Source organism: Pseudomonas cichorii, from assembly GCF_015471405.1.
Lineage (GTDB): Bacteria > Pseudomonadota > Gammaproteobacteria > Pseudomonadales > Pseudomonadaceae > Aquipseudomonas > Aquipseudomonas serbiensis.
The window spans coordinates 159,559-173,139 of sequence record NZ_BLVZ01000011.1 but is presented as its reverse complement, the minus strand read 5'-3'; the positions used below and the strand labels follow the sequence as shown (position 1 = coordinate 173,139).

The 13,581-nt window shown below is 56.9% G+C and carries 10 protein-coding genes; 5 read left to right on the top strand and 5 right to left on the bottom strand.

What is annotated here, in order from left to right; genetic code table 11:
* Positions 1 to 34: 34 nt before the first annotated feature.
* The 5 genes from JL015_RS18710 to JL015_RS18690 all read right to left on the bottom strand — a co-directional run bounded on the left by JL015_RS18710 (position 35) and on the right by JL015_RS18690 (position 8,667).
* Entirely contained in the window at positions 35 to 4,408 is a 4,374-nt protein-coding gene (locus tag JL015_RS18710) for a glycosyltransferase (protein ID WP_201019492.1), read from the bottom strand.
* On the bottom strand, positions 4,405 to 5,754 hold the full coding sequence (locus tag JL015_RS18705) for an ABC transporter ATP-binding protein (RefSeq protein WP_201019491.1): 1,350 nt from the start codon (positions 5,752 to 5,754) through the stop codon (positions 4,405 to 4,407). Before JL015_RS18705 ends, JL015_RS18710 begins: the two co-directional genes overlap by 4 nt.
* The gene (locus JL015_RS18700; RefSeq protein ID WP_201001003.1) at positions 5,744 to 6,574 is read right to left on the bottom strand and encodes an ABC transporter permease; all 831 of its coding nucleotides are present in this window, start codon (positions 6,572 to 6,574) and stop codon (positions 5,744 to 5,746) included. Before JL015_RS18700 ends, JL015_RS18705 begins: the two co-directional genes overlap by 11 nt.
* A 71-nt stretch (positions 6,575 to 6,645) precedes the next feature.
* Positions 6,646 to 7,773: a glycosyltransferase family 2 protein gene (locus JL015_RS18695; RefSeq protein ID WP_201019490.1), complete on the bottom strand. Its 1,128-nt coding sequence runs from the start codon at positions 7,771 to 7,773 to the stop codon at positions 6,646 to 6,648.
* 198 nt (positions 7,774 to 7,971) lie between these two features.
* A complete protein-coding gene (locus JL015_RS18690) occupies positions 7,972 to 8,667 on the bottom strand; it encodes a metallophosphoesterase (RefSeq protein WP_201019489.1) in 696 nt (231 codons plus the stop codon).
* 176 nt (positions 8,668 to 8,843) lie between these two features.
* Here JL015_RS18690 and JL015_RS18685 point away from each other — a divergent pair, with 176 nt between their 5' ends.
* From JL015_RS18685 to JL015_RS18665, 5 genes are read left to right on the top strand one after another with little or no spacing between them, the layout of a single operon-like run.
* Positions 8,844 to 9,671 carry an NAD-dependent epimerase/dehydratase family protein gene (locus JL015_RS18685; RefSeq protein ID WP_201001009.1) on the top strand — a complete coding sequence of 276 codons (828 nt, stop codon included), beginning with the start codon at positions 8,844 to 8,846 and terminating at the stop codon, positions 9,669 to 9,671.
* Positions 9,672 to 9,695: 24 nt separating this feature from the next.
* Entirely contained in the window at positions 9,696 to 10,580 is an 885-nt protein-coding gene (locus tag JL015_RS18680; protein WP_201019488.1) for a glucurono-1,5-lactonase, read from the top strand.
* A gap of 59 nt (positions 10,581 to 10,639) precedes the next feature.
* A complete protein-coding gene (locus JL015_RS18675) occupies positions 10,640 to 11,650 on the top strand; it encodes a TRAP transporter substrate-binding protein (protein WP_201019487.1) in 1,011 nt (336 codons plus the stop codon).
* Between the two features lie 58 nt (positions 11,651 to 11,708).
* Positions 11,709 to 12,236: a TRAP transporter small permease gene (locus JL015_RS18670; protein WP_201019486.1), complete on the top strand. Its 528-nt coding sequence runs from the start codon at positions 11,709 to 11,711 to the stop codon at positions 12,234 to 12,236.
* Complete coding sequence (locus JL015_RS18665) at positions 12,237 to 13,517, top strand: TRAP transporter large permease (RefSeq protein ID WP_025257899.1); 1,281 nt, start codon at positions 12,237 to 12,239, stop codon at positions 13,515 to 13,517.
* The last annotated feature ends 64 nt before the right edge of the window (positions 13,518 to 13,581 follow it).

Below are 13,581 nucleotides of genomic sequence, written 5' to 3'. Positions count from 1 at the left end.
GGGGATGAGTGTCAGTCTAATAGGTGGAACAACGTTAAGTTCTAGTTGCCGGAGGCCAGGCCAAACCGAAATCTATTTGCTCTAAGGTCAGGTTCGGGTTGTAGGCATAATCAGCTTTTATATTCGGCCAGCGAGTCATCATGTAATCGACTTCCTGGGTAAACCGTTCCTGTTTTTCCGGTGAGTCTTCAAAGCCACGGGTTGCCGATTCATGGTGGTATAACTCGGCAAAAGGTGTCCATACGTTGACGTATCCGGCCTCTTTGACCCGCAGGCAGAAATCGACGTCGTTAAAGGCAACTTTCAGATTCACGTCATTGAGTCCGTTGACTTGTTCAAATATGGATTTGCGGATAACCAGGCAGGCTGCGGTCACGGCCGAGAACTCCTGAATCAATACCGCCCGCCCGAAATAACCGTATTCGCCCTTGGGCAGGAATTTATGCGAGTGGTTGGCTATACCGCCAATACCGAGAATGACGCCGCCATGCTGCAGCCGGTTATCAGGGAACCACAGGCGCGCGCCGACGGCACCGACTTCCGGCTGTATGGCCAGTGCGACCATTTCATCCAGCCACTCGGGGGTGATGACTTCAATATCGTTATTGATCAAACCGACCAGCTCGCCGCGAGCCATTTTGACGGCCTTGTTGTTCAGGGCTGAATAGTTGAAAGGGCCGTCATCCCTGAGCACCGTCATGTTCGGTTGTTCGCTGATCTGCTCAAAATAAGCCAGAGATTCGAGATCGTCGGAGCCGTTATCGACCACGACGATTTCATACGGGCTGTAGGTGGTCAGGTTCTGAATACTATCGATGCATTGTTTGAGCAGTGCTCCTGCGTTGCGGGTTGGAATGATCAGGCTGACCAGAGGTTTGTGCAGCGGCAGTTGATAATGGACACGGTACATGCCCATGGGCAGCAACTCTGTCCAGCCTTTGTGCCCGGTACGTTCCAGATGTTCATCGAGGGCTTTCACGCCGGCACGGACTGCATAGGGTTTTTCATCGGCAGCCATGGCGGTGCTTCCGGCGTGAATTCGCCAGTGGTACAGCACACGACTGATATGAATGATCTGCTCGCGGGACAGTTTTTCGCTACACCGCAAGGCCAGGTCGTAATCCTGCGAACCCTCGAAGCTCACCCGGAATCGACCCACCTGCTCGACTAGATCGCGCCGATAGACCCCCAGGTGGGACAGCATGTTCTGCGAGCGAAACAGAAACTCGTTCCAGTCGGGTTTGAAGTAAGGCGCGCTGCGGTGCCCCTGTCGGTCAATCTTGTCTTCGTCCGAATAAATGAGGCCGGCGTCCGGGTGTTCGATGATCTTGCGTGCCACCCAATACAGCGCGTGTTCGGGAAGCAGGTCGTCATTGTCCATCAGGGCGATGTATTGCCCCTGCGCGATATCGAGGGCCGAATTGCTGGCCTCTGAAATATGCCCGTTCGCACTGCGGAATATGACGTTGATCTTCGGGCTCTGTTGCTCGGCCTGCTTCAGAAACTCCTGCACCGCGGGATTGCTGGAAGCATCGTCGGCGATGCACAGTTCCCAGTGGGGATATAACTGGTTTCTTACGCTATCGAGGGCTTCGCGCAGCAGGTCCAGCGGCGGATCGAAGACCGGCATGATGACCGAAATCAGCGGCGGATTTTCCCAGGTGCTGATGTGTCGGGCGATTTCCTGGCGATCATCGTCATCGAGTGTGTCGTACTGCCTGATCCAGGCTGCATAGTCATGCCGGTCTGGCGCCTGTTCGATCTCGACCTTTTCAGGTTCCGCGCCCGGTTCACTCAGGAACCAGCGCATCCGCGCCAGTAACCCCCGCACGCCATGCTCCTGCAATACATTGGCAGCCCGTCTGGCGGTTTTCTTTAAACCGCCTCCCCGGCGAACAAGTGACGGCAGGCGCTTCGAGATATGCGCCAGGCGATGCACCGCGATGGCTGAGTGGCGCAGCGGAGTTGCCAGCCTGCGGCTATAGGAACCTTCCAGTTCGCGGATGCGCAGGTTCAGTGCGTGGATGTGGGTGTCCTTTTCAATCTGCTGATTGAGCAGAGCACTTTCCAGGCTGGCTATAAGTGCCTCACGGCCATTGGTCAGGTGCGCGTGGTCATTGAGCAGGCGCTCTACGGTCTGGGCTGTATGTTGTTTGCCGTCGACGACATTCTGCTGGATCAGGTAAGTGGTGCTTTCCAGTTCATTGATGCGCAGGGCCAGCGTCTGCATCTGTTCATGCAGCGGCTCAACGGCGGTTCGTAGCGAAGACTCATTCTGGTTGGCCCAGTTGCGATTCTGGTTGATGCGCCGGGCGATCACTTCGTCGGTGTACAGCACCAGGTCCAGCCTCAAGACGATTGAATGCAGGTCGTTCAGTTGCGACAGGTCTACCGGCAGTTCCAGGTAAGGGTCATCGTCGAGGCAGACAAACAGCACGGACAAGCCGGACCTCTCGACTTCCATCAGGCCCGACACCGACGGCAGGGACGCAACCTCGCCATCCCAGGTCCAGATTTCGGCCCGTGGCGTGAGGATGCGCAAGTTATCCACAGAGAAGGAAATATGACGGTCTACAGGGTCGAGCCTGAGTCTTTTGGGGCGTGCCTTGAGGTTTTGCAGGGGAAACTGCAACTGTTGATGACCGGGCAGGACTTCAATGCTCAGCGCGTAATCTTCTTTGAAGTTGCCAGCCTCGTCGCTGTAATACAGCTTGGCCAGGACTTTGGATTCAACGGGAGCTGCCCGTGAATTGATGATCTGCTCGGGCTCCCAGTTCAGGAAGTAGCTGGCATTGATACCGCTGACGAATGCCTGGAACTGCGCCTCCTTTTCGATGAAGGCTTCCAGCTCCGGCAGGGTCATTTCCAGGCCCGCATGGCGCAGGCTGTGAATGATGAACTGACGGCGGGTCAGCGGCATGACGCCGGGGCAGAACGGCTGGGCGCTGGCAATCAGCAGCAATAGGGCGCGGATCAGTAAATGCCCGAGCTGTACGCCCTCCTGAACATCCCATTCGATATCGATCAGGGCCGGGCGGCCTTGTGAGTCGAGCAGAATATTGTGAGGCACGGCATCGATAAACAGCCCTGGCAGTTGTGCATCAAGGGTGTTCGAGTGCCTTGAATGGCCTTGCTCTTCAAGCAACGTTTCGAGTACTGCCATATAAAGCGAGATGAACGCCCCGAAGTCTTTGAGGGTCCAGTCGGGCGCGCTGGCGATATTGAGGAATTGCTGACTCAATGCCTGCCCGCGTCGGTACCTGTCGACGTGCGAAAGCACATGTCGATAAGCGCTTTTTTCACCCGTTGCCGTTTCTGCTCGCAAGGACTCATGCCGAACCTCGATGCCGCTATCGGTTTCAATGAATAGCGTTTGCTTGCAGTAGCCAGGTTTCCTGCTGACGTTGTAATGACCCGCCAGCATGTCGGGTGGCACAACACTGGACTGCAAGGATGAGGCCGCGATCAGAAAGGAGTTGGCCAGTTCCATGCCCAGGCCATTGCTGACCACTACCGGCCATGCCCGCTCCAGATTGAACAAAGGCGCGCCGGGCAGTTGAGGGTCTTTTCTGGCGTTCTGCCAGGCCAGGGCTGCCGCATCGAAACTGTCCAGTTCAAAGCCGCGCTGGGTGACGATGGAGTTGGGCAGTTTGTAATCGGGCATCGGAAACAGGAACTCCGAGCGGCTGAAGCCTGCTTCCTCAAGCAACGCCATCAAGCGCTTGCGGCCGAACGTCTCGGGGTCGTGGTCGCGGTAGCGCCCTTCAATCCCGTACATCGGGCTATTGAGATGATCTTCCGGTGCGCCGGCGAAGTACTTGAGGCCCAACTGGTTTTCAATGGCGAGCAGCAGCACCCCATCGGGTTTCAGCAAGCTTTTGACTCGCTTGAGCATGCTCAGGGCTGCATCGGTTTCCTGACCGAACATGCTGGCGTATTCCAGGACTCCGATCAGAGTAATGACATTGAAACGAGTCGGTGGATTGAACTGGTCGAAGCGTTCGGCAACGATTGTGACGTTGTTCAGATCCCGTGTGCGGCTCGCGGCTATCCTGGCCCGGCGCGCACTGCCTTCCAGGCTCAGCACGCTGGCGCCGCACTCCCCCAGATATCGGCTGATGGCGCCGCAACCAGCACCTATTTCCAGTATCTGGCCTGACAGAATGTGTTCAAAAGGGCGCAGGATGTTTCCACGCGCACGGCCCAGGTGGTACAGCGATGCCCAGTCCGTGCAATGCCTGCCCAACTCGCCGGACAACACGGACAAATCCTGTGCGTCTCGTATGATCTGTGCCAGGCGCTCTTCGCTTTCGTCACCGTCATTGTAAGCAAGCCCCTGATAATCGGGCCGTGCCCATACTCCGGTGTCTGTGTCCTGGCGGTAACCGCTTTTCTCAAGCTCGATCATGGGTGGTTTACCTGGTCGAAATCCATCGTAACGGCAAGATCGACCAGGCCGAACAGCGTGGTGGTCGCAGCGACAACAAAGTGAATGGAGTCATAGCGGCGGTCATGGGGAATGATGTCTTCCCCTTCACGGGAGGCGATGCCTATCGAGATGAAGTAGTCGCCACTGGCCAGTCGGTTTGTGAATTTCATACAGGCCTTGAGCCGTGATCCGGCGCTGTATATGTCCTGGCTGGAAGCGCTGCCCAGCAGGTAAGAGTTGGTGCCATAGACGGTGACTCCTTCCTTGGTCTTTATTGTGAAGCCCAGCACGGGGTTGCTGATCGTGTGGTTGAAACAGATGGCCAGGTACAGCACGACCTCGTCGCCCGGCCCGATGCTGGTAGGGAACTCAAGGCCGTTTGCCGCAAGGTGAAAATCCTGAAGGCTGGCGGCACCATCGCCCCAGCGATATTCATGCTGGTTGAAGCCTGTGCGTGAGCTGTAGGCGTCGTGATCGAAGTGCAAGAGCGGCCCGTGTTCGCTCTTGCGGTCATTGACTGGAACCTGTTGTCTCTGCACAGCCTGCTCGACGCGCCTGTCGCGGCCGAACAGCAGGTCCATGTAGCGGTTGATGACCGGGCGTGATGCTCCGATCATTTCCACATGGCCCCGGTCGAGCAGGATCGCCCGGTTGCAGTGGGTCACGACCTGTTCGCTGGCATGGGTGACCAACAGAATGCTGGTACCGTTCTGCTTCAGTTGCCGTAGCCGCTCGAAGCATTTGGCCTGAAATTTCGCATCCCCGACCGACAGCGCTTCATCGACAATCAACACCTGTGGATCGACCTGGGCCTGGACCGCAAACGCCAGGCGTACGGCCATCCCGCTGGAGTAGGTCTTGACCTGTTGATCCATGAAGTCGCCGATGTCGGCAAAGTCGGCAATGGCACTGAAGCGCTGATCGACTTCTTCGCGCGCCAGGCCCAGTACCGAGGCGTTCAGGTAGACGTTTTCCCGGCCTGTGAACTCGGGATTGAAACCGGAGCCCAGTTCCAGCAGGGCTGCAACCCGACCCTGTGTTTCGACTGCCCCGCCCGTGGGAATCAAGGTGCCGCAGATGATCTGCAACAGGGTCGATTTTCCAGAGCCGTTGCGCCCGACCACGGCGACCGTTTCGCCTCTTGCGACTTCAAAGTCGATATTGCGCAGCGCCCAGAACTCGCGGCCATAGGTCCTGGCAGGCAGGCCCAGCATGGACTGCATCCTTGGGATCAGCGAATGCAGCAAGCGGTCCACAGGCTTGTCGTAGGTGTAAAAACACTTGGAGACATCGCGTACGCTGATGGCTATTTCATCAGAGGACATCGGCAAACCCTTTTCGAGTTTTCTGAAAGAACCCAAAGCCCAGCGCCGCGAAGCCGAAGCCGATCAGCATCGCCAGCGCAAGGCTGTCCCACTGCGGCCAGAGCCCGAACAGCAGGACATTGCGGCTTTCTTCGATGATGTAGGTCAGCGGGTTGAGCTTCAGCCAGGGTTGATAAGCCTCCGGCAAGGCCGCCACCGGATAAAGCACGGGAGACAGGAACAGCAGAACGGTGGTCAGCACGCCAATGAATTGCCCCACATCCCTCAGGTAAACGCCCAGCGCAGCCAAGAGCCAACTGAACCCCAGCGTCGCAATCAACAACGGCAGCAGGACCAGCGGAAAGGTAATGGCTGTTGCGTACAGCGTATGAGTGAGGAGGAGTTGCGCGAGCAACAGGACGACCAGGCTGATCAGCGTATGAAAGATTGCTGAGCCCAATGTCACCACGGGCAGGATTTCCAGCGGGAACAGCACCTTCTTTACATAGTTGTTGTTGGAAATAATCAGCGAGGTGGATCGGTTGGCACACTCGGCAAACAAACCATGAACAATCATTCCCACGAACAACAGAATGGCAAAGGTTCCCTTGCCTGTTTCCTGACCTGTCCAGCGTGCCTGGAATATTTCGGAGAATACGAAGGTGTATACCGCCAACATGAGCACGGGGTTAAAAAAAGACCATGCAATGCCCATGACCGAGCCGCGGTAACGACCAATCACATCGCGCCGCGTCATCGTGAGAATGAGCTGGCGGTGATGCCAGAGGCTGCGAACGAGTGCCACAGGACTTGCTGCGGGGACCAGATGGGGGTTGAGCATTCGGGCTCCATTGCGCTCTTTCGCGAATGAATTCGCTCCTGTAAACCGGAATTCATTCGCGAAGAGACAATTCACATCACATTAATGAGGACCGCCATCAGCAATCCCAGATTGCCCAGCCTTGTCTGGCGGTAAAGATCGGTACGTCTGAGACTTGCCAGGCGTACGGCAAGAGAGGGAGAACGCAACGCCTTGAGTTGTTCCAGCAAGTCGCGGCTATCGTTGGGCAGATACAGGATGACCGCTTCCAGCGCAGCAATATTGGTGGTGTTCCAGTCCCGGAAACGCCCTTTCAGCAGCAGGCGAATACGTACTATCCGGGCTCTCCAGCCCGTGTTGGAACCCACCAGATTACCGTCATGCTGGCGATAGCGAACGTAGGGCTTGGGGTCGTAGCGCACGTGCCCGCCTACTCCTGTGACCAACAGATAGGCCCACCAGTCATGGGACACGATATCCAGCGACAATAACGCCAGATGTTCGGATGCATCCTGAATCAGGCAGCGGGCTGCATGGTTGAACACCATGGTGTTGCCGCCGCCGATGTTCTGCACCAGAGCATTGGCGAAGGACGGCGGCCTTGTGAACAGCGGCGAGTAGCCAAGTACTTCGCCTTGTTCGCTGATCAGTTCGGTGCGACCCAGATAAATCGCCGGTTCGTCGTGGGGCACGCTTTGCAGCCAACTGACGGCCACCTGCAACTTGTTTTCGTCCCAGATATCGTCCTGATCACACCAGGCATAAAAGTCGGCTTGCGGAGTGTTGCGGGTAATGGACATGAAGTTTCGTGCGAACCCTCGGCCTGGACCGCGCCACACATTGATCTTTTCTTTACCCCACAAGGCTTGATAATGGCTCGCTATATCCAGCGTGTTATCGCTGGAACCATCATCCGATAAAGCAATGAACCAGGATGGCCTGCACTGGTTCTTTATGGACTCCAGTTGTTGGGGCAAAAAGCGCTGGCCATTGAAAGTACACAGCAGAATGGCAACCTGTGGACGATCCTGTTGCTGTGGCTCACGGGTTTCTTCACCCGCCGTGCCGGATATCGGTGGTCCTGAGCTTTCTTCAAAGATGGCTACCGCCTCTGAAATCGCTTCAGAAGCATTCAGTGTTGCGGGAGGCGTCAAACCTTCATTTACACGCGAACTACCATGAATATGACTTGAGCGTCCTTTTGCAGGATCGTCGATCATTTTCAGGGCCTGGGGAGCGGGTGGCCGTTTACTGCTGCAAAAGCAGTGTGGCAGGCCCTTGGGTGTCGGGCCTTTTTAGGCGATGGGTGGTTAATATTTTTATTGTTTAATCAATAAACACCGTCTTGTTGTTTCATGGGTGAAACATGAACTTCCTGTTTGCACTAAGTCTTCATGAGAAATATCGGGGGCGCTGCTTTATTTCCCGCTATGCATGTAGAACGTATCGAGATCCATGATGGTGAAGTGACCGATGCTATCGGTCTGCCATCCACCGGTGTCGATATGAAAGACATTGCCCATGATTTCGGCTTTCGGCACCAGGGTGTGCCCCACGATCAGTGCTCGCAGGTCAGGGATGCCGCTCTCGCCTCCCGAGCGCAGATGCGACCACTGACATGATCTGCGCAGTTGCAACAGCCCTGGAAGTTCTTCGCGCAGGACCGAACGCAGCAGATCCCAGGTGGGAAGCGGGCAACAGGCATGCACCATTCCTATCAGGCCGTTCAGGGTGTCGACTTCCAGCGCGAGGGGCATTTGGGCGAAACGCTCGGCGAAACGCAGCTGGTTTTCATCGGACAGTTCCAGAAACCAGCTCGCGCCATTGGCGACATACTTGTGATAGTCCAGCATCTCGCCTTCCACATGCTCGATGGCCAATGCTTCGTGGCTGCCCTGGACGGCAAAGAACCATGGTTTGTCCAGCCATTCCAGAGACAGATAGCTCTGCGGGCCGCGATCAATCAGGTTGCCCACGCAGAACAGACGGTCGACGACCGTATCAAAGCCGATCTCATCAAGAACCCCTTGCAGGCGTGCGAAATGTCCGTGGATATCGCCGACTGCAAAATCGCGCCCGACAACGTTGGTATCGAGATGCTGGAAAGTGTTCATTACAGGCCTGTGCGTGAGTGATGCAGCGGAGTCACTGGTTCTGACATGAATTGACTGATTTGCGTCATCCATCGGTCCGGCTATTGGTTGCCGATGCGTTGACAAAGCGTCCTCTGGTGTAAATACTCGTTCATGTTGTACGACAACATATAACAATAACAAACAAGGAATTTCTCATGACCATAGCTCGTCACACTCAAAATCCCTTCAATCGCCTCCTGCTTACAGGTGCGGCAGGAGGCTTGGGCAAGGTGCTGCGCAAGACCCTGCGCCCTTATGCGAAAACGCTCCGACTCTCGGATATCGCAGAGCTGGCACCTGCCATTGATAGTAGTGAAGAAATCCAGAGATGTGATCTCTCCGACAAACAGGCCGTACACCAACTGGTGGAAGGCGTCGATGCGATCCTGCATTTCGGTGGCGTTTCAGTCGAACGTCCTTTCGAGGAAATCCTCGGCGCCAATATCGCCGGCGTGTTTCATATCTACGAAGCCGCCCGTCGCCATGGCGTAAAACGGGTGATCTTCGCCAGCTCCAACCATGTCATCGGTTTTTACAAACAAGACCAGGTCATCGATGCCCATGCCCCTCGTCGCCCGGACGGCTACTACGGCCTGTCCAAGTCCTATGGCGAAGACATGGCCAGTTTCTATTTCGATCGCTACGGCATTGAAACTGTGAGTATCCGCATCGGCTCTTCGTTCGATGAACCGCAAAACCGTCGGATGATGAGCACCTGGCTCAGCTATGACGACCTGACCCAACTCCTGGAGCGCGCCCTGTATACGCCGAATGTCGGGCATACCGTGGTGTACGGGATGTCGGACAACAAGACCGTGTGGTGGGACAACCGGCTGGCCAGCCATCTGGAATATTCCCCCAAGGACAGCTCCGAAGTCTTCCGCGCCAAGGTCGAGGCGCAGCCGATGCCTGCGGCCGACGATCCGGCCATGGTCTATCAGGGCGGCGCCTTTGTTGCAGCAGGGCCTTTCGGCGACGAGTAACTATCTATAGAGATCTGAACCGCCATGGATGCTGAACTGATCTTCGATGCCCGCAACGCTACGGGTGAAAGCCCGGTCTGGAGTGTTCGCGAGCAAGCGCTTTACTGGGTCGACATTCCAGCCGGACGCCTGTACCGCTGGAATGCTGCCGATAACCTCACCCAAAGCTGGAAAGCCCCGCAAATGCTGGCCTGCATTGCAGCCCACAGCAAGGGCGGCTGGATCGCCGGGATGGAAAGTGGCCTGTTTCACTTGCAGCCCGGTGAAGGCGAGAACCTGACCAGCACCCTGTTGGCAGGCGTTGAGCATGGCCAGCCGGGCATGCGCTTCAACGATGGTCGCTGCGACCGTCAGGGCCGTTTCTGGGCGGGCACCATGCTGCTCGATATGGCCGCTGGCGTGTCTGCCGGGGCTTTGTATCGCTACAGCGCGGGGCAACAGCAACTGAATTCGCAATTGCAGGGCTATATCGTTCCCAATGGTCTAGGGTTCAGCCCTGACGGTAAAACGATGTACCTGTCCGACTCTCACCCCAACGTGCAGAAAATCTGGACGTTCGATTACGACACGGACAGCGGCACGCCCTACGACCGCCGTCTGTTTGTGGACATGAACGACTATCCGGGCCGCCCCGATGGCGCGGCAGTCGATAGCGATGGCTGTTACTGGATCTGCGCCAACGATGCCGGTCTGATCCACCGGTTCACGCCACAGGGCAAGCTCGACCGCTCCGTGACCGTGCCGGTGAAAAAACCAACCATGTGCGCCTTCGGCGGTTCAGGGCTGGATACCCTGTTCATCACTTCCATTCGTCCTGGCGGCGACCTCAGCGACCAACCTCTGGCTGGCGGCGTCTTTGCCTTCAGGCCCGGCGTTACGGGACTTGAGGAGCCGATATTCCAAGGCTGATCTGCTGACACTGAAAATCCCCGTAGCACCGACCAAAAACAACAAAATCGGAGAACTCCATGGATTTCAAACGCAAGCTCCTCCTCACCGTATTGCCGTTGGCTTTCTGTTTCTCGAACGCCGCCCTGGCGGAGATAAAGATCAAATTCGCCGAAGTACATCCTTCCGGTTACCCGCCCGTGGTGGCCGAACAGAACATGGGCAAGAAACTTCAGGAACAAAGCAACGGCGATATCAGCTTCAAGATGTTCGCCGGCGGCGTGCTGGGTTCGGAGAAAGAAGTGATCGAGCAGGTTCAGGCCAATGCCATACAAATGGCCAGGGTCAGCCTGGGCATCGTTGGCCCGGTGGTACCGGACGTCAACGTGTTCAACCTGCCGTTTGTCTTCCGCGACCATGAACACATGCGCGCCATCATCGACGGTGAAATCGGTCAGGAAATCCTCGACAAGATCACCAACTCGAACTTCAACCTGGTGGCCCTGGCCTGGATGGATGGCGGTACTCGCAACCTGTACACCAAGAAGCCGGTGCGTCAGATCTCCGACCTCAAGGGCATGAAGATCCGGGTGCAAGGCAATCCGGTATTCATCGACACCATCAATGGCATGGGCGGCAACGGTATTGCCATGGCCACGGGCGAAATCTTCAGTGCCTTGCAGACCGGCGTAATCGACGGCGCTGAGAACAATCCGCCAACCTTGCTGGAGCACAACCATTATCAGAACGCCAAGTTCTACACCCTGACCGAGCACCTGATCCTGCCCGAGCCTGTGGTGATCTCCAAGGCGACCTGGGAAAAGCTCAACCCCGATCAGCAGGCGCTGGTGAAAAAACTGGCCCGTGAAGCCCAGATGGAAGAGCGTGTGCTGTGGGACAAGAAGTCGTCCGAAGCCGAGGCAAAACTCAAGGCGAGCGGTGTGGAGTTCATCACTCTCACGCCTGAGCAGAAGAAGGCTTTCTACGATGCCACGCAACCTGTACGCGACAAATATGGTGCGCCGTACAAAGACCTGATCAGCCGTATCGAAGCCGTCAAGTCAGACGCACCAAAGGTCGGCGCCAACTAAGCCCATTCGATAATGCCGCGCAGCGGGCGAAAGCCCGCTTGCTGCTGTGGTGAGCCCAATGAAAAATACGCTACTGCGCATTAACGACGTGCTTTACCGGATCTGCATCGCAATTGCCGGTCTGTCGGTGCTGACGATGAGCCTGATCATCCCCTGGGGCATTTTCGCCCGTTACGTACTGGGCAGTGGTTCCAGTTGGCCGGAGCCCACCGCGATCCTGCTGATGGTGGTGTTCACCTTCTTCGGCGCAGCCGCCAGTTACCGTGCCGGTGCGCACATGGCGGTAGCGATGGCGACTGAACGCATGTCGCCGCAACTGCGCAAGGCCGCTGCGGTCCTGGTGCAAATCCTCATGGCGGTGGTGTGTGTGTTCATGACCACCAAGGGGTTCAAGCTCTGCGCGACGACCTGGAATCAATTTCTCGGTGATATGCCTTTCCTGCGCGTGGGGATTTCCTACCTGCCGATTCCCATTGGCGGAATTCTGACCCTGATCTTCGTGCTGGAAAAACTGTTTCTGGGCGATCAAAGCCACCGCCGTGCCGTGCGCTTCGATCTGTTGGAAGAAAGCGAAGAGGCTGCATGAATGGACGCTTTTATATTGCTGGGAAGCTTCATCGCGCTGATTCTCCTGGGCATGCCGGTCGCTTATGCACTGGGCCTTTCGGCGCTTATTGGAGCCTGGTGGATCGAGATTCCTTTCGATGCACTGATGATTCAGGTGGCAGGCGGCGTGAACAAGTTTTCGCTGCTGGCGATTCCGTTCTTCGTGCTGGCTGGCGCAATCATGGCCGAAGGCGGAATGTCCCGACGACTGGTCGCGTTTGCCGGTGTACTGGTCGGTTTCGTACGGGGTGGTCTGTCGCTGGTGAACATCGTCGCCTCGACTTTCTTTGGCGCCATCTCGGGCTCCTCAGTGGCTGACACCGCTTCGGTCGGTTCGGTGCTGATTCCGGAAATGGAGCGCAAAGGCTACCCGCGGGACTTCTCCACCGCCGTGACGGTCAGTGGTTCGGTGCAAGCCTTGCTGACGCCGCCCAGCCATAACTCGGTGCTGTATTCGCTGGCGGCTGGCGGCACGGTGTCCATCGCTTCGCTGTTCATGGCCGGGATCATGCCCGGGCTGTTGCTCAGCGCGGTGCTGATGGTTCTGTGCATGATCTTTGCGCGCAAACGCAATTACCCCAAGGGCGAAGTCATTCCACTGCGCCAGGCACTGAAAATTGCTGCCGATGCGCTCTGGGGCCTGATGGCCATGGTCATCATCCTGGGCGGGATCCTCACCGGGGTGTTCACGGCGACCGAGTCGGCGGCTGTTGCCGTGGTCTGGTCGTTCTTCGTCACCATGTTCATCTACCGCGACTATAAGTGGCGCGACCTGCCCAAGCTGATGCACCGGGCGGTACGGACCATTTCCATCGTCATGATCCTGATCGGTTTTGCTGCCAGCTTCGGTTACATCCTGACGCTGATGGAAATCCCCATGAAGATCACCACGGCCTTCCTGACCCTGTCGGATAACCGTTACGTGATCCTGATGTGCATCAACGTCATGCTGCTGTTGCTGGGCACGGTGATGGACATGGCACCGTTGATCCTGATTCTGACTCCGATCCTGCTGCCCGTGATTACCGGCATCGGCGTCGATCCGGTTCACTTCGGCATGATCATGCTGGTCAATCTGGGAATAGGCCTGATTACACCGCCGGTGGGCGCGGTGCTGTTCGTCGGGGCGGCGGTGGGCAAGGTCTCCATCGAAGCCACCGTCAAGGCACTGCTGCCGTTCTATCTGGCGCTGTTCATGGTGCTGATGATGGTGACCTACATTCCTGCCATTTCGCTGTGGTTGCCCAGCGTGGTGCTTTAAGGCGGGGAAGTGATGCAGGGAAGGTTGTGCGGGATCGGCCACACAACCTTCTTGTGCATGGGTT

Coding starts and splice junctions, on each gene's coding strand:
- JL015_RS18690 (WP_201019489.1), bottom strand. CDS start 8,667: ATGAACACTTTCCAGCATCTCGATACCAACGTTGTCGGGCGCGATTTT.
- JL015_RS18710 (WP_201019492.1), bottom strand. CDS start 4,408: ATGATCGAGCTTGAGAAAAGCGGTTACCGCCAGGACACAGACACCGGA.
- JL015_RS18700 (WP_201001003.1), bottom strand. CDS start 6,574: ATGCTCAACCCCCATCTGGTCCCCGCAGCAAGTCCTGTGGCACTCGTT.
- JL015_RS18685 (WP_201001009.1), top strand. CDS start 8,844: ATGACCATAGCTCGTCACACTCAAAATCCCTTCAATCGCCTCCTGCTT.
- JL015_RS18705 (WP_201019491.1), bottom strand. CDS start 5,754: ATGTCCTCTGATGAAATAGCCATCAGCGTACGCGATGTCTCCAAGTGT.
- JL015_RS18695 (WP_201019490.1), bottom strand. CDS start 7,773: ATGATCGACGATCCTGCAAAAGGACGCTCAAGTCATATTCATGGTAGT.
- JL015_RS18680 (WP_201019488.1), top strand. CDS start 9,696: ATGGATGCTGAACTGATCTTCGATGCCCGCAACGCTACGGGTGAAAGC.
- JL015_RS18670 (WP_201019486.1), top strand. CDS start 11,709: ATGAAAAATACGCTACTGCGCATTAACGACGTGCTTTACCGGATCTGC.
- JL015_RS18665 (WP_025257899.1), top strand. CDS start 12,237: ATGGACGCTTTTATATTGCTGGGAAGCTTCATCGCGCTGATTCTCCTG.
- JL015_RS18675 (WP_201019487.1), top strand. CDS start 10,640: ATGGATTTCAAACGCAAGCTCCTCCTCACCGTATTGCCGTTGGCTTTC.